We start from the raw sequence: 20354 nt of genomic DNA, 5'->3' as shown, positions 1-20354 counted from the left end.
GGCTAATATATCGGTTTCTGAAGTTATAAAACCATTGATTCCATTTTTGATTATCATGGTAATCGTATTGTTAATGGTGCTTTATATTCCGAGTATTTCAATGTTTTTACCAAGACTATTTGGGTTGTAATTTGAAATTAATAAAATAATGAAAGCCTAATAGTAGTATTTTATTTTTCTACCCAATATAAAATGGTTGATATATTGTATAACAGTTAGTACGGTAATTTTAGATAATATTCTGGTTTTAAATCCTTCAAAAGATTTAGCATATCATAAATTGGTCACAAAGTTGAGAAAATAAGGTTTCAATACGTTTTCTAGATTTCCTACATATAAGGTTTTTCTATAAAATTAGGTTGATTCTTTTTCATCGGAGTTTCTAGTTTTATCTGACACACATCAAATAAGTTAAGTTGCCATTTAGAAGAAAGATATCTTTTGTCTGACCTGAAATAGGGTTACACATTAAAATTGCTTTTAGGTTGAGAATGGATATGCTTTATTCTGTGTTTTGAAATCTAAAGATAAATGTAATGGTATTTCGTTGTATTATTTAATTGCGATTTTTGTTGCGCTACTTTGTAAAAGCTAAATACCTGCTTATATATGGTTATGAATTATACAACTATACGTAAGCAGGTATTTGAATGAAATGTATTGTTTTAAATTAGTTATTTCTTATTTTTTGTTCCCACTTCCAAGCCGAAGAAAGGGCGTCTTTCAAATTCAATTTTGCGTTCCACCCTAAAACATCATTTGCCTTGGTAGTGTCGGCATATGCAGCAACAACATCACCTTGTCTTCGTTCAACTATTTTATAATTTAATTTCTGCTTAGATACATCCTCGAAAGCTGAAATCACTTCTAAAACAGACGACCCCTTACCTGTCCCAATATTAAAGACTTCATAATTATCATCGTTTTTATTATTAATAAGTCTTTTAAGAGCTGCAACGTGAGCTTTAGCTAAATCGACCACATGAATATAATCACGTATGCATGTGCCATCTTCGGTTGGATAATCATCTCCAAATACAGATAATTGGTCTCTTAATCCAATCCCTGTTTGTGTAATAAACGGCACTAGGTTTTGAGGTGTTCCAATTGGTAGTTCACCAATTTTTGCCGATTCATGTGCTCCAATAGGGTTAAAATAACGAAGCGCAATTGCTTTTAAGTTTTCCGAAACTTTACAGGTATCTTGTATAATTTCTTCTCCAATTTGTTTGGTGTTTCCGTAAGGAGATTCTGCGTTTTTTATAGCTTCAGATTCTGTTATAGGAAGTGTTTCTGCTTGACCATAAACCGTACAAGACGAACTAAAAATAAAGTTTGCTGTATCTTTTTTATATAATTCTTGTAAAATATAAATTAACGAATTCAAATTGTTTTCATAATATAACAAAGGGAGTTTAACGCTTTCGCCTACGGCTTTAGACGCAGCAAAATGGATAACTCCAATAACATCATGATGACGTTTAAAGAAATCTATAACACCTATTTTATTACGTAAATTTAATTTTTCGAATACTGGTTTTTGTCCCGTAATGGATGTTATACCATTCAAAACGTCTTCTGTAGAATTTGAAAGATCATCAATAATAACCACTTCAAATCCTTCGTTTTGTAGTTCTACTACAACATGAGAACCAATAAATCTTAATCCTCCTGTTACTATAATTTTATGTTTCATATCTCGTATTTGTTATGCATTAAAATTTATAATAGATTAATTAATAGTTTTTCAAAGATATTAAATTTACTTAAAAACATACTAGTACCTACTAGTTTGTTTGTGAATTTTATTTACCTTTGTATTATGGGTGTTATTAACATAAAAAAGAATACAGGTGTACCTAAGTACAAGCAAATTATAGAATCTATTGAAGATGCTATAATCTCCGGCGATTTAAAAAAGGGAGACCAATTACCTTCAATTAATAATATTAGAGATGTACATAAACTCTCTAGAGATACTGTGCTAACAGCTTTCAATGAATTAAAAGCAAGGGGTATTATTCAATCTATTGTCGGAAAAGGATATTATGTTTTAAATGATAGTATAGATGTGAGCCAGAAAGTATTCTTGCTGTTTGACGAATTAAATTCGTTTAAAGAAGATTTATATAACTCGTTTATAAGTAATCTAAACAGTAATATTCGAGTAGATATTTATTTTCATCATTTCAATGAAGACATTTTTAGTAAGTTAATTTATGAAAATATTGGATTGTATAACTACTACGTTATTATGCCTGCCAATTTAAAAAACACTGAATTGGTTATTGAAAAATTACCAAAGGAAAAGGTGTATATTTTGGATCAGACACATCCTGAATTGTCACAATACGCCGCAATTTATCAAAATTTTGAAAAAGATATCTTCACCAATCTTACCGAAGCTTTACATCTTATTCAGAACTACGACACCATAATTTTACACTTTTCGGAAGACAATCAACCTTTAGGAATGCGAAAAGGGTTTGTGAAATTTTGCAAAGCAAATGGATTGAAATATGAAGTAATCAAGTCTTTAAAAGATAGAGTGATCTCTAAAGGTGAAGTCTATGTTATTCCAGACGACAAAAATTTATTACGCATTATAAAAGGGATGAAAAGTAAGGATTACACGCTTTCAAAGGATGTAGGAATTATTTCTTATAACGATACACTTTTAAAGGAAATTGTAGAGGGAGGTATTACAACCATTTCAACAGATTTTAATCATATGGGAGAACGTTTGGCTCAAATGATTTTAAATAATGAGCAATTACAAATTGAAAACATAAATACCTTAATTCTTAGGAATTCATTATAATGATTTAAGTAACAAAGACATGAATACGACATTAATTAATACCGTTAAAACAAGTTTTTTAAATAACTTTAAAGTAGAACCAATCTTGATTTTTTCGCCAGGAAGAATTAATATTATAGGAGAACACACAGATTATAATGATGGTTTTGTGTTTCCTGCTGCTGTTAATAAAGGTATTGTAGCGGCTATTCAGAAAAGCGATACAAATAGTTCAAGCGCTTTTGCAGTAGATAAAACTGAAAGTATAACATTCTCATTAGATAATCTAAAACCTTTAAATAAGGGATGTTGGCAAAACTATATTTTAGGAGTGGTTTCAGAGATCCAGAATAGAAATAAAACGATAGGAAATTTTAATATCGCTTTTGGAGGCGATATACCAGGCGGTGCAGGAATGTCTTCGTCTGCAGCATTAGAAAACAGTGTGGTTTTTGGCTTAAACGAGCTATTTAATTTGGGGTTAACAAAACACGAAATGATATTAATTTCGCAAAAAGCAGAACATAATTATGTCGGAGTTAAATGTGGAATTATGGATCAGTATGCCAGTATGTTTGGTGTTAAGGATACTGCTTTATTACTAGACTGCAGAACTGTAAATGCGACATCTTATAAAATAGATTTTAAAGATTACGAACTCCTGCTAATAAATACAAATGTTAAACATAGTCTGTCAGATAGTGCATATAATGATAGACGTTCGGTTTGTGAATCTGTTTCTGAATTATTAAATGTGAAAGCTTTAAGGGATGCTACAGAATTTGATTTAGAAACCATAAAAGACAAAGTTACACCAGAGAACTATCAGAAAGTACTTTATGTAATTCAAGAAAATAACCGCGCAAGAGAGGCGTCGGTAGCAATGAAAACTGACGATTTGAAAGCATTGGGGAAACTTATGTATGCTTCGCACGAAGGTTTGCAAAAACAATATAAAGTGAGTTGTGATGAATTGGATTTTTTAGTTGCAGAAACAAAGTCGAATCCAAATATTTTAGGCTCTAGAATGATGGGCGGTGGTTTTGGCGGCTGCACGATTAATTTGATTGCAAAATCTGAGGTACCTGCTTTTAAAGATTACATTACTGAAGCTTATAAAACTAAATTTAATACAGAGTGCTCGATTTACGAAGTAAAACTTTCTGATGGTACTCATATAATTAACGAATTAAACCATTAATAATGAAAACGGACTTACAAGATTATTCGCATAAACGTTTTAATATCCTTACAGGAGAATGGGTTTTAGTATCACCACATAGAGCTAAAAGACCATGGCAAGGACAAAATGAAGAAATCTCTAAAGAGATACGACCATCACACGATCCTTCGTGTTATTTATGTGCTGGAAATACTAGGATTAACGGTGAAATAAACCCTGATTACAAAGATGTTTTTGTGTTTACAAACGATTTTGCAGCACTTCAAAACGATTCAAAAGCATTTAATATTAACGATGGGTTGTTGCAAGCCCAAAGTGAAACAGGTATTTGTAAGGTGATTTGTTTTAGTCCCGATCACTCAAAAAGTTTGGCAGATATGTCTCCAGAATCCATAGAGAAAGTGGTTTCGGCATGGCAACATGAATATAAGGAGCTTGGAGAAAAGGATACTATAAACTACGTACAGATTTTTGAAAATAAAGGCGCTGTAATGGGCTGTAGTAATCCGCATCCACATGGACAGATTTGGAGTCAATCTACTTTGCCTAACGAAGTTGAAAAGAAAAACACACATCAATTAAACTATTACAACAAAAACAAGAGTAGTCTTTTAGGTGATTATCTTACCCAAGAATTTAAAGAAAAAGAACGTATAATTTTCGAGAATGATGCCTTTGTTGTGTTGATACCGTTTTGGGCAGTTTGGCCATTCGAGACGATGATTGTTCCTAAAAGACATCAAAAAAGTATTCTTGATTTAGAAGCTAACGAATCGTTACTTTTTGCCGAAGCTATTTCGGTAATAACTAAGGCTTACGACAAGCTTTTTAATACATCATTTCCGTATTCTAGTGGTATTCATCAAGCACCAACTAATGGAGAAGATAATAGCCATTGGCATTGGCATATGAGTTTTTATCCACCTTTATTAAGAAGCGCTACGGTTAAAAAATTCATGGTGGGTTACGAAATGTTCGGGTCGCCACAGCGGGACATTACTGCCGAGGTTGCAGCTAAAATGTTGTCAAAATTAATTGAAGAATAAGTTCAAGTATACGTTGACTAATACGTTGGATTAAATTATAAAAACCATCTATAATGACTTCTAAAAAAGTTTGTTTTAGATGGTTTCTTATTTAAAATCATTTTATAAGTATTTTTAGTACTTATTTTTAAAGGTAGTTAATAAAGAATATCTCTTTAGTATTAAACGAGGTATAAGCGTACTGTTTTTAGGGAAGCCTACACATTTATATTATTTATTTTAAAATGGAATGATACACTATGACTTTTAAATTATTAATTCCAAGAACATATGAGTTTTAATCATTCTTCTTTTTCATCATAGCAATAATTATATAACATTTTAAAATGGTCTTTCATTTTTTGTTTTGCAAGTGATGCGTCTTTATTTTTAATGGCCTCGTAAATATCTGTATGCTCTTGTATTGTTAAAGCTGATGGATTTCCATCACAAACGTGAAGTTTTTCAAAATTAGTAATGATTTCAGGGATGATTATTAGCATTAAGCTATTTAGTGTGCTATTATCACTGGCCTCTGCTATTGCTAAATGAAATAATAAATCTTCTTCAACAGCTTCTTCACCCTTCAATACTTTATCACAATAGGAATCGAGTGCTTTTTTAATTTGGTTTAAATCCTCATCTGATCTTCTTGAAGCAGCTAATCCTGCAGTTTTTAATTCTAACAAAATCCTGGTTTCAACCAAAGATTTAAATTCAGCATTTTTTAATCGTAAAATACTTTCTATCATTCCATTTCTGCCAATTGCCCCAATATCAGCCACAAATGTTCCACTTTGAGGTCTAGATTTTAATAATCCATATAATTCTAATTTTTGGATAGCTAGCCTGATAATACTTCTACTTACTCCAAATCTTTCCGACAATACCCGTTCAGAAGGTAGTTTTTCTCCAGGCTCTAAATTTTTATCATTAATAATATCTTTTATTTTAGATATAATACTATTTAGAACCTCTTTATTACTGTTTTTTGTAATTACATTTAACTCCATATGTACGAGAATAGTTTACTAAAAAAACAAAGGTGAACTATTCTTGTTAAATACAAAAACATAATTTTTCTAGCTTAATTTAAATTATTTAAAAATTAAAAATTTTCTAATCAAATATAGAAATATGAATAGAAAAGTTTTTTAATATAGATTAATTTTAGCAATTAATTTCCTTTTTTTATAAATCAATGTTTTCGAATATTTAATCTTTTAGGGGTTGTAAGTTTAAATATATAGATAATCAACAAATCAATAGAAATCATTTTAAAGTGATAGATAGCTCTACTAAAGCTTATTTTTAAGGTTATTAACATGTGATTTTGGTGATTTAAAAATAGTTGGAGCCCATTTGGTAAGCTTTACTCTTTATGGTAACGACCAATATGCCTGAGATAAAACCACGCGTACAAGGGAGCAGACATTAGGGGGAATTAATGTTACGTTTTCATAAATCAATACCTTGCTGGTTTTTGTAGTGTTTTCAATGGAACCAATCATAAGGTTCAGTGTATGTTACTGAATATTAAAATAGGGGTGTCTAAAGAAAAACAGGTGTTTTCTGAGGATGATATACAGCTTAATTTTGATCGGGTTTATGAGGAGGTTCGGGATATTTTTGGGTGATTTATAATTTAAAAATTAATTACTTGACTTATAGCATTACCCGTATTCTTAAGAATAAAATTTACCTGATAATTTAGTGTTATCCTAAAATCACTAAGACAATAAAATTTCTGAAACATAAAAGGGTGGATTTTATCTCCAGTTGGATTTTAAAAAGTATGACTTGTGATATGATAATAGTGTTAACTGGTCATAGTATGATTGATAAATTTGTGTTTTCTTCAATTAAGGACGTTCATTTTTTCTAAATGACTATTCTTAAACGTGTATACTGATAACCAATTTAGAATATCAATTAAACGTAGCCCACAGTAAATGAATTTTGAATAGATTATATATATTCGTTGCATGAAATTTTTCTATAACCACACCTAGATATCATTATTTATAACCATTATACCGAACCTATGGACTACAAGACCAAAGGTTCGGGCTAAGTAAAAGCAATAGATAATATACGTTGTAAAAAAAACAAATGCTTTTCGAAATTTCATTTCTCTAACGTCTGTAAAAAGAATATATTTAAGTGTTTATATTATGCTATTATAAACCTTGATTAAAACCAAACGCACTATTTTAAAAACAGCAACATAAATTCATCCATAAACAAATTACATTACATGAACAGAATCGTGCTTTTCACGTTCTTATTTTTAATTATACTACCCAATTCTTTTAGTCAGAAGGCTATTCAAGGGAATAAATGGGAAACGGTTGATGTGCTGTTTACGCTAAATGGAAATATCGAGAAACCTTTTCATGTGGACTTATCGTATACATTCAAAGCACCCGACAATTCTCAAGTAACTGTACCTGGTTTTAATAATGGAAATAACGAATGGTTGGTGCGTTTCAATCCGAATCAGGAAGGGACGTCGACATCCATAAGTAGTTTCTCCCTTAAAAAGTTACCAATACAATGGTTTAATCCGCTTACTATTATATATACCGAGCCTCACGAAGTCGATTTTAAAAGTCGGATGGTATTGAACCCTGAATTTGAAGGGATAGACAACGTCATTATTGTGAAACTAATCAACAGAAAGAAATAATATACTCATCATTACAAACACATATTTATGAAAACTATTTTAAAACCAACCCTTTTGGCTACTGCCGTAATTTTACTTTGTTTTTCCATGACGTCTTGGCGTTCAGACGAACCCACAAAAGACAAATGGGAACACCTCCTAGATTTAGAACTGAGTCAGTGGGACGAATTTGTTGGTGCTCCGCATCTCACCGTAGATATTGAAGGTTATGAAAAAGGGAATGGTATGGACGAGGGCACGGCTTTAGGATTAAATAATGATCCTTTAAATGTGTTTTCAACTGTTGAAATAGATGGCGAACCGATGTTGAAAATTTCAGGAGAAATATATGGCGCAGTAACCACCAAAAAGGAATACGAAAATTACCATTTAAGTTTGATGTTTAAGTGGGGCGAAAAGAAATACGAACCACGTTTAGACAAACCTATGGATAGTGGTGTGTTGTACCATGCCATCGGGGAACAAGGGGCATTTTGGAACTGTTGGATGCAGTCTCAAGAATTTCAGATTCAAGAAGAAGATTGTGGAGATTACTACACTATAGCAGGTTCTGGTGCCGATATAAGAGCGATAAAGAAAGAAAATCCAAATTCAGATTGGGATATTTTTATCTACAATCCAGACAGCGAGTATAAGCAGTTTAAAACAGGAGAAGACGGACGTTGTAGAAAAAGTGAGAACTACGGAAAATTAGAAGGCTGGAATCAAATTGATTTGGTTTGCCTCGGCGATAAGGCGTATCATATTGTTAATGGAAAAGTAGTATTGGTGTTGGAAAACTCGGTGACTTATGGAACAGACGATGTTGCTAAACCGTTAACCAAAGGAAAAATCCAACTTCAGAGTGAAGGTGCAGAAGTGTACTATAAGAATATTAAAATCAGATCGGTTAATGCATTGCCTTCCGAATTTGCTAAGCAATTGAAGTCATAGGCTATAATGAAACGTCATTTATAAACAGCATTAAGTTATCCTAATTAATTTGAATCATTTTGATCAAGAGTTCAGGATATTTATCGATGGATAAATAACTAATTTCCAAATGACCAATGATACGGGTTTAAAAACGATTAAGACTTAATTATGTATATCGTAGAATTTGTACTATTAGATTTATAGGACAATTAAATAGAGTCAACCTAGAAAAGAAAGTTCGAACATTTACAATATTTTCATGGTAAATATCAGTACGCGTAGGCTATGATTTTGACATTAATCTACTTAGTTACGAATATAAAATCTTCAAGTAAATTTCACTATTATTATTATTATTATTATTATTATTATTAAAGGGTAACGTGTTTTAATCAGTAACTAAGTTGTTAAAATTACGACTTATGAAATGTTTTACTGTTATTATCTTAGAAAAGATTGATGTGTTTACCTTTTTAAGGACTAAGCAATCAAACAAAGGAAAATAAAGTGTTATACCTTTATGACATACATCAAGTAGAGCAAAATCCTTTAAATATAGGGATGTACTACACATTGTGCTGGTAAATAGATTTAGTTTACGATTCTAGTATAATTATTTCTTTTGATTGATATATTGTAGGTTATAATCTTACATGTTTTTGCATAGTTAGTCCAATCAAGCTATGGAAAGAAAAGAGAACAAAGAAACAATTGCTCTGGCCAAATAAAACTTTGTCACTATGGAAGCATAATAGTATCAAGGTAAGTTCTATTCTAATGACACAACCTAAGTAAGATCACTATTTCTGGATTTTTTCAACAAAAAACTGAAGAAATTATGATAGTTAAAAAACTATAGAAATTAGATATTTGCAATAGTATACCTGCTTAATTATAGTTGTAAATTATGCAATTATAATGAAGCAGGTATTTAGATGGAATAACATTGTTTTGATTTGCCGATGGTATTGTTCCAGGGGCATACGTTTACTGTGTTATGAAAAAAGTCTAAATCGTTTTATTATGGAAGATTTATTTAGTAGAAATTTTTCTTTCTTTAATTGATTGTAACTTTAACGTTACAGTCGCTATTATAAAATAGACAAGTGCTAATACCCATAAGTGATTCCATTCCGGGGAGACTTCACTAATAGTGGCTTCCATTTGTGTCAATTTTACAAATCCATTAATCCCAGGTGTTGACGGTATTATTTGTGTGAAATATTGGTAAAATTTAGGAAATGTTTCTATTGGAAAAGATAAACCACTTAGCATTAAAGACGGTATGGACGTTAAAACTATAAATACTATAGAATCTTCTCTTCGTTTAAACAAAGAACTAATAGCGATACCAAAAAATACTATGGCTAACAAATACGGTAAAGAAAATAGATATACCATCCATATTGAAGACCTCACGGGTATTGAAAACAAAGAATATACAATACCGATTTGAAGAGGTAAAATGATGGAGAATAATGACGTATAAACAAACGATTTTCCTAATAATACGGGAATTGTTCCGCCTTTGTGAAGGAGTCTTGGGAAATTGGATAACATCTTGTTATCCTCGTGTCGTGTTCCGTTTATTATTCCTATTCCCATTAATAAAACCAACTGTACTATTAATGCGGTTAACACAGGAATTAAATAGGTTGCATATCCTGAAGACACATTAAATAAACTGGTGGTTACTGCTTGTACAGGAGAATAGTTCGCCTTGGCTTGTGCCATTGAATTTCCTTTTGCCATTTCTTTTTTAATAGCAATACCAGCGTTAAAATATCCTGTAGTTACCGTTACATCTCCAAGAATTTCTTTATAAAAAAGCATATTGGAAGCATCAGCATAGGTCGATATGGTTGTTTGTCGGCCTCTTCTAAGATCTTTTCCAAAATCCTTTGGAATGACTACAATTCCTTTAACGATGTTTTCATAGTAATCTTCTTCAGCGGCTTTTAAATCGGTGTAATTTGTTTTCGTATATATCCCTTTTGAAGCATTTAGCATTGAAATATAATCTCGACTTGTTTTAGATTCATCTTGATTTACAATCGCAACAGGAACTTCTGTAATAACTTCTCTTGAATATAAATAGGTGTAAACAATTAAAATGACAAATGCTACCGATAGAAAGGTACTGATTAAAGCCTTGTCTAATTTTATAGCATTCCATTCTGTAGCAACAGCATTCCAGAATGATACTTTAGCACGATGATATTTTTTATAAAATGATTTCATAGTTACGTACGTTCTAAAAATGAACCTTGCTTTAATAAATTGTTTAACTTTTTATAACTCAATAAAAAAACAACCACGTTTATTACTATTAATATTAAAATGGGTTTAAAAGAGTATAATACGGGAATGCCGCGTTGCGTCTGATCTACAAATATTTCAAAATAGTGTGTAAAAGGAAATATTTGACTTAAATATTGTATGGATTTAGGCATTCCAAAAATGGGAAAAGTAATTCCAGAGAACGATAAACTCACGGCAGCAAACCCTGATCCAAACGTTAACGCTTCTCTAAAACTTCTGCTTAACGCTATAAATAATAAGGCAAAAGCCTGTGTAGACGTAATTAAGAAAAACAGTCCTAAAAGGAGCATGCCTTTATTTCCTAATAAAGGGAAATCTTGAAACATAAACATACTGTAGTACATTATAATACCAATTAATAAAAACCATAACGTATAAGGCAGTGTTTTGGCAAATAGAATGATAGGTAAATTTCCTTTCCCAATATTATAAAGCTTTTCTCCTTTATTGTATTTTAAATCGACACCAAAACAATAAATAGTGGTGAGTATTACAAAAATTTGTAAAAAATAGGTTAAAAAACCAGAATTTAAATAATAGGAATAATTCGTGTACGGGTTAGATAAGGTGTGATTATCAGACGTTATGGGCTGAAAATTTGCTTTTGCCTGTTGCATCGCAGTGCCTTTAGCCAATTGCTTTTGAATATTTATTCCAGCCGAAAATGTGGCCACCACTTTTCTAAATGCCTTATTTTCTAAACCAGAAGGCAGCAGCACATTACTATTATATTGGTTAATTACGGTGGTTTGTTTTCCTTGTTTTAGATCACTTCCAAAATTAGGAGGTATAATAACTAAACCGTATGCTTTTATTTCTTTTACCAATTGCTCTCCTTCTAATTGATCTGCAGGTTTATATTTAACCAGAATTTCAGGGGTAGCATCTAACTGACTTATTAGATGTCTTGAGATGGAAGTATTATCTAAATCTAAGACAGCTATTGGTAAATCTCTTGGAACACCTTTAACAAGTAAAGTGTTGAAAAAAACTATGGATAAAATGGGTAAGATAACTGCAAAAATAAAGATTGCTCTATTGTGAAAAAGCATCCTGAATTCTCGGTTAATAATGTATAAAAACGATTTCATTTTAGTTTTTAAATTGTGCAGCATCAATTAAAATGCTCATTCCTGGTCGTAATTCAATTTCTGGGTTTACAGGAGACGCTTTAATTTCGAAAGTTCTAATGTCAAAATCTCCAGTTGTTTTTGTAGCGTTCCAAGTCGCGTAATCTCCTAAGGCTGCCACATAGTAAATTTTAAATGTCACCGTTATGTTTTGTAGTGCAGGAATCGTTGCGGTAAATTCTGAACCTTTTTCAAAGTTGAATAAACTCGTTTCTTTCACATTTACAACAGCGTAAGCGTTGGATAAATCTACCAAATGTACTACGGGATATCCAGCGCCAATTAATTCCCCTTCTTCAGGTAAAAAATCCATGACTTCTGCATCGATAGGACTAGAGATAAATTGTTCACTTTTATAACTTTCTAACTCATTTAAAGCACCTTCAGCTCTTTTTACCAACGCATTTGCTGCGGCAATATCTTCTTTTCTAGCGCCTTTTAAAGCAATCTGATATTGGTCGTATGCCGCATCTTGATCTTTTAAGGCTGCATTTTTTTTCGCTAAGACTTCATCTCTTTGTTGTTCAGAAACCACACCATCTTTAAATAAATTTTCAATTCTATCATAAGACTTAATCATTAAGTCTGCTCCAAGGATAGCTTTTTCGTAGACACTTTTGTAGGCATTTATTTCCTCGGCTCTAGCGCCGTTTATAGCTTTGCTTTGTTGTGCAGTTGCAGCATCTTTAGCTGCCAATGCTTGTTGTTCTTTAGCATCAATTTCGGGGCTTTCAAGGGTAGCAAGTAATTGTCCTTTTAGAACACTTGTGCCTTCTTTGACTTCTATGGTTTTTAAACGTGAAGGTATTTTGGCCGAAAGATAAATTTCTTTAGCTTCAATTCTACCTTGAAAAACGACGTCTTTAGGTTTGTTTAAAAGCCAAATACTTACCAGTACTAAAATGGCGAGCACTAAAATTCCGACTATTGTTTTTATTGATTTTGAATTTTTCATTTGAAGTTAATTTTTATTTAAAAAAGAGGTTGTTTCACCTAAATGAATCATTAATTGACCGTAGGTTACATTGTATTGGTAAAGTGCTTTTAATTTTAAAAGTTTAATTTTATTTAATTGCAAGGTCGCGTCAATCACTTCTAAGGACGTTCCTGTACCTTCTTCAAAACCGCGAGTTCTCATAAACTTTAATTTTTCAGCTAAAGCTTCATCAGAATCTAAACTTTCATATTGTTCTTGTTGTTTTTGAATTTCGCGATATAATTTTTCGGTATAGGTTAGTATATTTAAACGTGCTTGTTTGTCAATTTCTTCAACTTGAGACACTTTGTGTTGCGACGCTTTAATTTTATGTTCTCTTGTAAAACCATCAAAAATATCCCAACTTAAACCAACACCGGCAGCCCATCTATAATCGTCTAATAATGGTAAATTATCCGTCCATAATAAATAGCCTGCAAAGACGCCTACTTGAGGAAAATAGTCGCTTTTTTCAACTTTCACTCCAATTTTTGCTAACTGATAATTTTGTTCAATTTGTAATAGCTGTTTATTATTGCTTAACATGTCCTGTTGAAATTCTTCTAAAGGTGGTAATATTATAGGAGGCATAAATTCTGTTGAAACCGAACTGAATGTTTCCCCACCAATTAAATTTTGAATGGCTGTTTTTGCTAGTGACACATCTTTTTCTGCCCCTAATAATTCTCTTTTAGCATTAGATAGTGCGACTTTCGCGTTTAATGTTTCTACTTCAGGAATAATACCGTTTTTAAACAGCTTTTCGGCATGATCGTTATGAATCTTAACCGTTTCTAAAACACTAGTATATAAATCTAACGCTTCTGTTGCCAGTTTAAGTTTATAATAATAATCTATTAAATTCGCTGTGAACTGGTCTTCTTTAAGATGGTGTTGGTTTTCGGAAATATCAGATTTTAATGCTGCTGCTTTGTTAGCTTCATTAATTTTTCCACCTGCAAAAATGGGCCAAGTCACATTTGCCGCTGCAAAACCAAAATTTTGTTCTTGCAAGGTAAAATTCCAGTCTCCGAGACCACCTTCTGGAAGTCCACCAATGATGCCGCCTATAATGTCTTGAGCCGGATTTAGATCTAGTGTAACATCATCGGCTAAGGTGATGTAAGACCCCATAATACTCACCGATGGATAGCGTAACCCTTTCGTTGCTTTTTCTTCTTCTTTAACGGCTTCGTTCTCAAAACTTGAAGCTTTTAAATCTCCATTAGTACTTAGCATTAAATCATAAGCGTGTTTTAAACTTAATTCTTGCGCATGTGTTGTGAACATGGTCAAGAATAGTAATGATAGTAACGCCCATTTAAAGGTGTGTTCTATACTATTTTTTAGTTTGTCGCCTGACATTGTTAATTTTATTTTTTTAAAATGGTTAATATATTATGTGCTAAATATTCTATGTTTATCGTTGAAGGCGGTTCGTTTCCAAAAAAACGTTTCCGATGAAATTGTATGTAATCAACGACATACACAATAAAATGATATGATATTTCGTAAAGACTGCTGTTTATATGTATTTCACCACTTTGTACACCAATGGTTTTAATCTTTTCGATGATTACATTGGTTTCAGCTTTTAATTGGTCTGTTATAATAAAGTTGTCGTTATGGAGTAACTGGTAGAAAAATTTTGAAGCTTCAAGTTCGTTTTGAGCATATACAATTCTGTTTTGAATAAATGCTCTTAAAATGTCGGCTACACGTGTTGGATTTAACCCAATAAAAAAATCGAGCTCTTGATTTAAAGATGCTATTTTATCAAAATATAATTCATTAATTAATTCTTGTTTTCCGCTGTACAATCTATATAAATAGCCGCCACTAACATTTGCGTTTTTTGCAATCATAGCAATGGTTGTTTTTTCAATACCACAGTCTACAATGGTTTTCATTGTTGCTTGTTTTATTCTAAGCAATTTTTCTTCGTCTACTTTTCTCGCCATAGTTGTACATTATATTTGAAGATACAAATGTATGAATAAACATTCATTCATTAATTATTTATGGAGGAATTTTATCAACAATCAGTTTTTTTTTAAACTAAATGACATATTAAATAGATGGATGCTATTATGTTAGCGTTTTTTTAAAGTTAATAGGATCCTATTGTCGTTATATTTAATAATTGGGGTTGTATAATCGCGAGTAGTATTGGAGTGTAGTTTTTGTGTGAATAGTGCAAAAGTTATTAACTATGCAAAATATGTATTGAACATAAAATGTATGTATTTTCTTCATACGAGGCAATGTCTGGAGATGTAAGTAGGAGCGTGGTTGCTATTAAATAGTAAATATCTCTAATATTAAAGGTAGTCTACCAATGAAACTTTTTTAAGTTTAAGGGAATACATGAAGTTGAATTGAGAATTATAATACCAATATTTTTTTATGGGTTACTCTATTCTATTAGTACACTTATCTTTTATTTATACCATATCGACTGTATGCCAAGAATGGGATGAATCAGGAGAGTTTTGTTGAGAAATACGGCTAGGGTAAAATGGTTTTTAGGCTAATAATTGACATATCATATTCGGTTTTATTACTTTAAGATAAATGTCATGGTATTTTTTTTGTTATTAAGAATAAGGCCTTACTCTTTTTCTTCTGAAGTTTTATAAAACCAATCTATAGGTATAAGATAATTATAACTTTAACTTCAAATAAAAGTAATTAACTTTTGGTGCCAATAGAAAAAGAACCAAAATGCAAAAAATTAAAATCAATTTCCTTAATCGCATTAATAATAATCTTTTTGATCATTGGTCATAAAGATGTGGACACATAAACACTCGTCCTTTAAATTATGTTTAAAGGACGAGGTTTGTTAATTTTCAATAGTTATATGCTTTGTTTTTTTAGAATTAGAAGTGTTTTGTGATTCTAATTGGTTACCAGCATGAATTAAGTACTATTATTCAATAATTTTAAAATCGACAGAGGTTAATGCTTGCCAACCCGTTTCATCAGTTACAGAATACGAACAGTGATAATCTCCTGTGTCTACATCGTCAGGAATCGTTACACTTATTTGTATTTCATAGGTTGTCACTCCGCCTTCTATGGGAAAATTTTCTAGAAATATTAATGGATTAACCGCATTCTTAACGGGTTCTAAATCACATGTTTCTCCTTGATCGTCGTGTGTATGGTGATCGAAATTATGGTGAATGTTTAAACTGTATGATGCTAATGCTTGGTTATCGGTTGCTAGGGCTTTAAAAATATACGTCTCACCTCTTGGTAGTTGAGCGCACGCTTGAGGGAAACCATCTTCGTAATTAATGGTTATTTCAGGTTTTTCTTCGTCTTTGTCTACAGAATCACTATCTGAACAAGATGCTAATACCAATAAGATTAGTATTAGGTAGTTGTATTTTAGTATAAATTTCATGGTAATAAGGTTTAAAACCGCATAGTACGTTAATACTATGCGGTGTAATTAATTGTTAAGCTGTAATATCGATATGTGTTTCGTAAGTTTCGATATTACCATTTTCATCTTCAATAGTAAAAGTAACATGATATTCGCCAGCAGGAGCAGTTGTAGGAACATCAATATGCTTATGGAATTCTGCTTCTGTTTGGTCATGGAATTCATCATAAACCATTTCAAAATCCCATTCAACTTCACCAGCTGCAACTTCAAGTCCATGTGCATGAATGTCTACGCTAATTTCATGGATACCATTATGAGCATCTACCATAAATTCAACATGAAAATCATTTCCACGTAAAACAGTCTCATCCATTTCATAGTCACTAATGGTAATTGGAGCTAAAACATCAAGATGACCTTCAGATTCAGTACTGTTTCCTAACTCATCGACAACAATAAGTTCTACGTGATACTCTCCAGCAGGTGCAGTTGCAGGAATATCTATATGTTCGTGAAATACAGCGTTAATAACTTGGTAAGAAGCATCGGTATAAACCTGTTCAAAATCCCATTCTACTTCACCTTCTGAAAGAGTAATCTCATCGTGAGAATGAATTCTAAGGGTAATACTACTAATTACATTTTCGGCATAAATTTCTGCTTCTAAATGAAGGTCTGTACCTCTTTCTGCTACCGGGTCTGTAGAATGATCTGTACCTTCTCCAAATTCGAAATTGGTAATTATGGGTGCAATTGTTATTGCGCCGTCGTCGTCGCTACTACAAGATTGTAAAAAGAATCCTAGTGAAAGGATAATGGCTAAAAATTTAAAATTTGCTTTCATAAAATTTGTTTTCATAGGTGTTAATATTAATTGATTGTTATTTAATTTAAAATGGTATTGTGACGGATAATGATAAGTTTCTTCCTGCTTCAGGAACGTCTATTAGCCGATAAAAACTAGTATGATCGTAATATTTAGTATCGAATACATTATTAACTTTGACTTGCAGTTCTAGGGGTTCATTGGTTTTAAACACATCGAGTTCTGTGAAAAACGACATGGTAAATACTTGGTACCCTTCTGTAGTCTCTTCTGGAGGTACAATCTCTTCTTGTGCAGCTGTTATTTTATAATCCGCCATTAGCTGCGAATTTTTAAAAACCGAAACATCTTTAAGTTGATAATTAGCTGAAAACATAGCAGACAAAGGCGGGGAAAATGGTATAGAAAATCCTTTTTTAGGGCCACTAGTTTGTCTGGAGTACACATACTCTGCAGTAGCATCTAATTCTAATTTGTTAAAAATGGTAGTGGTAGCGCTTAGTTCTCCTCCAATTCTGAAGACCTTACTTTGTGTGTATTCGTAAATCTGTAGGACTTCGTAATAATCGGAAGTTGGATTTAAATAGATAAAGTTTTCAAAGAAATTTACAAAAGGACTAAAGACAACCCCAAAGCTTTCGGTAGAATGATCGAGTTCAAAGTCTAATTGATAAGATTCTTCAGGATCTAAATTTAAATTACCTTTCTCAAAGCGGTACATATGATAATTTACACCATCTGAGGCCAATTCGTTTGGAAGTGGCATTCTAAAACTCTTACCAATATTAACTTTATAGGTCGTATTTTCATTGATATAACTCAATCCTGCAGAAGCACTGAAACTTCCAAAATTTAAAGATTTGTTCTGTGCTCTTTGTACATATACAGACGAGGTCGTACCATCTTCATTTTTTATTGTTGATGGAAACCAATCGTAATATGCTTTGGTGTTAATTAGGCCGTAATCGTAACGAATACCTGCTAAAACATGAAAATCGGGATTAATTTCGAACGTATCAAAAGCAAAGACTCCTGCGGTAAAACGCGTATAATTAGGAATTAAAAATCCCCACCCGCCAATAGAATTATCTTGATAGTCCAGGTTTATACCTAAAACGAGATCGTGTTTTTCATTATAAGTAAAAGCATCTTTAATATTTAACGCATAGGTGTTTTTATTAAACTCACGCTCTAAAGTATTAGATGGTTTAGGCATATAACCATGAGGAACAGGTTCGGAATATTCTCTTCTTAAATTGTTTTGATAGCCCAAATCGAACAAAAACGTATGGTCACCACTCATGATAGAGGTGTTATTTGTAATTTTAAAATGGTTTACCATATGGTATGGTAAATCGATATCACGACTAGAGCTATCGTAATCGATATCTGACGTTCTAACTTCTAAGCCATGCGCATTAGCGAAAAAACCGTTTTTAGCATACACATTACTAAACGTGGTTTCAGATTCTATGTTATCTTTAATATAACCAATATTAAAACTAGCATTAGCCTCCTCACCAGCTGTGTTCCTTAGATTATTATCATGCAAATCGAAAATGTAATTTTCATAACTAATTTTATCTGTTGGGACTTTATAGTCTGCATAATCTCTATATGTTAAACGCCCTCCATAATACCAGTAGTGTTTTCTTGCAGTTGCACCCACAGAAACCCCAATCAAATCATTATTAGTTTGTCCTATCACATTGAGTTCTCCTTGAAAAGAATGCATTAGAGGTACACTATTAGGTTGAATATCTACAACACCAGCAATAGCATCAGATCCATACACTAAAGAGGCAGGCCCTTTTATAATTTGTATATTCTCAATACCATATTGATCTATTTCTAATCCATGATCGTTTCCCCATTGCTGTGCTTCGTGTTTCACACCATTCTGTACAACGGCAACTCTATTAAATCCTAAGCCTCGAATGACGGGTTTAGATTGTCCAGAGCCAATACTAATCGTGCTTACACCAGGAATTTTACTTAACGTTTGCATCAGACTATTTTCCCTGTTTTTATTCAAAAATTCTTCAGAAACGGTATAAGAAACCACAGGTGATTCCATGATCTCTCTTTTTTTAGAATTCCCATGTACTTCTATTTCATCTAAATCTGTGGTAGATTCTTTTAAGCGTACAATAACATCTTGTAATTCGGTACCAACGTCTATTGTGATTATATTAGGTGTAAATCCCATGCTAGTTATGGTCAGGGTATAAGTCCCTTGTTTTACATTTTTTAGTGTAAAATCACCAGTACTAGATGTTATAGAAAATAAATCATTACCACTAATTGAAGCGCCTTCGATAGGTTGCAACGTGGTGGCGTTAAGCACAGTTCCTTTTACTAGAAAAGAATCTTGAGCAAACGCAATAGTGCATAGGCTAAACCATAGCCAAACACCAATTGTTTTTTGAAGCATATTGAAATACTATAAGATTTGTAAAATTGTCCTTTTTAAAAGAACCAATAACAAAACCTATACATGTAGAAGGTAGAACGTACTAGTTGTAACTGTTTTAAGTTGATTATGGTGAATAGTTATATGGTCTAAAGCTATTAATATTCAACAGAATAGAATATAATAACAGTTACCAAAAACAATCCCAAAACCAGATAAAACACACTAGCGGATTTCTAAAATAATAAAATGTATAGGGAATTTATAGTAAAGTAGGAGGAGGTCTAGAAACGAGCTCGTCTGTAGCAAAGGTATTCGAATGAATATAATTGTAATATTTTCTTAAGTCTTGTGTGAATACATACTCCTTAATTTCAAATGAAAATTCTTGTAGATCTGGAGTAAGTGCAGGTGTAAGATTTATTGCAGTTGCATGATCACAAATAACACAATGTAGTGCGTGATCGTTGTCTTCTATATCATGAGCGTGAGATAGCGCATGTAGCCCAACCATTTTCATTGAAAGAAAAAGGATGAGGAACAAAAAGGTAATGCTATTTTTTATACGACTACTTCTCATTAATCCGTAAAAGTATAGAATAAAATTATAATAATATTAAGTTAAAATGTTAACGAACTGTTAATATGTGTAAATCGTTTAAGTCGTGTGTTTTAAGT

16 protein-coding genes and 1 pseudogene are annotated in these 20354 nt (G+C 32.0%); 5 read left to right on the top strand and 12 right to left on the bottom strand.

Annotation, left to right across the window (positions count from 1 at the left end; all coding sequences use genetic code 11):
- Window positions 1-156: 156 nt before the first annotated feature.
- Window positions 157-446, bottom strand: a pseudogene (locus R6X41_RS15690) (IS982 family transposase); the annotation flags it as partial.
- 224 nt (window positions 447-670) lie between these two features.
- On the bottom strand, window positions 671-1696 hold the full coding sequence (galE, locus tag R6X41_RS15685; protein WP_318501294.1) for a UDP-glucose 4-epimerase GalE: 1026 nt from the start codon (window positions 1694-1696) through the stop codon (window positions 671-673).
- A 126-nt stretch (window positions 1697-1822) separates the two neighbouring features.
- On the opposite strand from galE, the gene R6X41_RS15680 reads away from it, so the two are divergent.
- Genes R6X41_RS15680 through R6X41_RS15670 form a run of 3 tightly spaced genes read left to right on the top strand, consistent with a single transcriptional unit; the run spans window position 1823 to window position 5029 of the window.
- Window positions 1823-2821 (top strand): GntR family transcriptional regulator, encoded by a 999-nt coding sequence (locus R6X41_RS15680; RefSeq protein ID WP_318501293.1) that lies wholly within the window; start codon window positions 1823-1825, stop codon window positions 2819-2821.
- Between the two features lie 19 nt (window positions 2822-2840).
- Window positions 2841-4001, top strand: a complete 1161-nt coding sequence (galK, locus tag R6X41_RS15675) for a galactokinase (protein WP_318501292.1) — start codon at window positions 2841-2843, stop codon at window positions 3999-4001.
- 2 nt (window positions 4002-4003) lie between these two features.
- Window positions 4004-5029, top strand: a complete 1026-nt coding sequence (locus R6X41_RS15670) for a UDP-glucose--hexose-1-phosphate uridylyltransferase (protein ID WP_318497880.1) — start codon at window positions 4004-4006, stop codon at window positions 5027-5029.
- Between the two features lie 281 nt (window positions 5030-5310).
- Here R6X41_RS15670 and R6X41_RS15665 read toward each other — a convergent pair whose 3' ends face one another.
- A complete protein-coding gene (locus R6X41_RS15665; RefSeq protein WP_318501291.1) occupies window positions 5311-6021 on the bottom strand; it encodes a FadR/GntR family transcriptional regulator in 711 nt (236 codons plus the stop codon).
- Between the two features lie 1244 nt (window positions 6022-7265).
- On the opposite strand from R6X41_RS15665, the gene R6X41_RS15660 reads away from it, so the two are divergent.
- Both R6X41_RS15660 and R6X41_RS15655 read left to right on the top strand, forming a co-directional pair.
- On the top strand, window positions 7266-7697 hold the full coding sequence (locus R6X41_RS15660; protein ID WP_318501290.1) for a DUF5060 domain-containing protein: 432 nt from the start codon (window positions 7266-7268) through the stop codon (window positions 7695-7697).
- A gap of 27 nt (window positions 7698-7724) precedes the next feature.
- Window positions 7725-8630: a 3-keto-disaccharide hydrolase gene (locus R6X41_RS15655; RefSeq protein WP_318501289.1), complete on the top strand. Its 906-nt coding sequence runs from the start codon at window positions 7725-7727 to the stop codon at window positions 8628-8630.
- 1014 nt (window positions 8631-9644) lie between these two features.
- On the opposite strand, the gene R6X41_RS15650 is transcribed toward R6X41_RS15655, so the two are convergent.
- The 9 genes from R6X41_RS15650 to R6X41_RS15610 form a co-directional block, all read right to left on the bottom strand.
- The gene (locus R6X41_RS15650; RefSeq protein ID WP_318501288.1) at window positions 9645-10853 is read right to left on the bottom strand and encodes an ABC transporter permease; all 1209 of its coding nucleotides are present in this window, start codon (window positions 10851-10853) and stop codon (window positions 9645-9647) included.
- A gap of 2 nt (window positions 10854-10855) precedes the next feature.
- On the bottom strand, window positions 10856-12025 hold the full coding sequence (locus R6X41_RS15645) for an ABC transporter permease (protein ID WP_318501287.1): 1170 nt from the start codon (window positions 12023-12025) through the stop codon (window positions 10856-10858).
- Window position 12026: 1 nt separating this feature from the next.
- Window positions 12027-13019: an HlyD family secretion protein gene (locus R6X41_RS15640; protein WP_318501286.1), complete on the bottom strand. Its 993-nt coding sequence runs from the start codon at window positions 13017-13019 to the stop codon at window positions 12027-12029.
- Window positions 13020-13025: 6 nt separating this feature from the next.
- Window positions 13026-14405: a TolC family protein gene (locus tag R6X41_RS15635; RefSeq protein WP_318501285.1), complete on the bottom strand. Its 1380-nt coding sequence runs from the start codon at window positions 14403-14405 to the stop codon at window positions 13026-13028.
- Window positions 14406-14413: 8 nt separating this feature from the next.
- Window positions 14414-15001, bottom strand: coding sequence for a TetR/AcrR family transcriptional regulator (locus R6X41_RS15630; RefSeq protein ID WP_318501284.1), 588 nt, complete (start codon window positions 14999-15001; stop codon window positions 14414-14416).
- Between the two features lie 971 nt (window positions 15002-15972).
- Window positions 15973-16452, bottom strand: coding sequence for a DUF4625 domain-containing protein (locus R6X41_RS15625; protein ID WP_318501283.1), 480 nt, complete (start codon window positions 16450-16452; stop codon window positions 15973-15975).
- 55 nt (window positions 16453-16507) lie between these two features.
- On the bottom strand, window positions 16508-17296 hold the full coding sequence (locus R6X41_RS15620; protein WP_318501282.1) for a DUF4625 domain-containing protein: 789 nt from the start codon (window positions 17294-17296) through the stop codon (window positions 16508-16510).
- A 31-nt stretch (window positions 17297-17327) separates the two neighbouring features.
- Window positions 17328-19697, bottom strand: a complete 2370-nt coding sequence (locus tag R6X41_RS15615; protein ID WP_318501281.1) for a TonB-dependent receptor — start codon at window positions 19695-19697, stop codon at window positions 17328-17330.
- Window positions 19698-19938: 241 nt separating this feature from the next.
- Window positions 19939-20196 (bottom strand): hypothetical protein, encoded by a 258-nt coding sequence (locus R6X41_RS15610; RefSeq protein ID WP_318501280.1) that lies wholly within the window; start codon window positions 20194-20196, stop codon window positions 19939-19941.
- Between the last annotated feature and the right edge of the window lie 158 nt (window positions 20197-20354).

It is taken from the genome of Formosa sejongensis, from assembly GCF_033447105.1.
GTDB lineage: Bacteria > Bacteroidota > Bacteroidia > Flavobacteriales > Flavobacteriaceae > Formosa.
Note: the sequence above shows the minus strand (reverse complement) of the source record. Positions and strands in the feature narration are given on the sequence as shown.

Excerpts from the sequence above, each read along its gene's own strand:
- galE (WP_318501294.1), bottom strand. The coding sequence starts at position 1,696 with ATGAAACATAAAATTATAGTAACAGGAGGATTAAGATTTATTGGTTCT.
- R6X41_RS15680 (WP_318501293.1), top strand. The coding sequence starts at position 1,823 with ATGGGTGTTATTAACATAAAAAAGAATACAGGTGTACCTAAGTACAAG.
- galK (WP_318501292.1), top strand. The coding sequence starts at position 2,841 with ATGAATACGACATTAATTAATACCGTTAAAACAAGTTTTTTAAATAAC.
- R6X41_RS15670 (WP_318497880.1), top strand. The coding sequence starts at position 4,004 with ATGAAAACGGACTTACAAGATTATTCGCATAAACGTTTTAATATCCTT.
- R6X41_RS15665 (WP_318501291.1), bottom strand. The coding sequence starts at position 6,021 with ATGGAGTTAAATGTAATTACAAAAAACAGTAATAAAGAGGTTCTAAAT.
- R6X41_RS15660 (WP_318501290.1), top strand. The coding sequence starts at position 7,266 with ATGAACAGAATCGTGCTTTTCACGTTCTTATTTTTAATTATACTACCC.
- R6X41_RS15655 (WP_318501289.1), top strand. The coding sequence starts at position 7,725 with ATGAAAACTATTTTAAAACCAACCCTTTTGGCTACTGCCGTAATTTTA.
- R6X41_RS15650 (WP_318501288.1), bottom strand. The coding sequence starts at position 10,853 with ATGAAATCATTTTATAAAAAATATCATCGTGCTAAAGTATCATTCTGG.
- R6X41_RS15645 (WP_318501287.1), bottom strand. The coding sequence starts at position 12,025 with ATGAAATCGTTTTTATACATTATTAACCGAGAATTCAGGATGCTTTTT.
- R6X41_RS15640 (WP_318501286.1), bottom strand. The coding sequence starts at position 13,019 with ATGAAAAATTCAAAATCAATAAAAACAATAGTCGGAATTTTAGTGCTC.
- R6X41_RS15635 (WP_318501285.1), bottom strand. The coding sequence starts at position 14,405 with ATGTCAGGCGACAAACTAAAAAATAGTATAGAACACACCTTTAAATGG.
- R6X41_RS15630 (WP_318501284.1), bottom strand. The coding sequence starts at position 15,001 with ATGGCGAGAAAAGTAGACGAAGAAAAATTGCTTAGAATAAAACAAGCA.
- R6X41_RS15625 (WP_318501283.1), bottom strand. The coding sequence starts at position 16,452 with ATGAAATTTATACTAAAATACAACTACCTAATACTAATCTTATTGGTA.
- R6X41_RS15620 (WP_318501282.1), bottom strand. The coding sequence starts at position 17,296 with ATGAAAACAAATTTTATGAAAGCAAATTTTAAATTTTTAGCCATTATC.
- R6X41_RS15615 (WP_318501281.1), bottom strand. The coding sequence starts at position 19,697 with ATGCTTCAAAAAACAATTGGTGTTTGGCTATGGTTTAGCCTATGCACT.
- R6X41_RS15610 (WP_318501280.1), bottom strand. The coding sequence starts at position 20,196 with ATGAAAATGGTTGGGCTACATGCGCTATCTCACGCTCATGATATAGAA.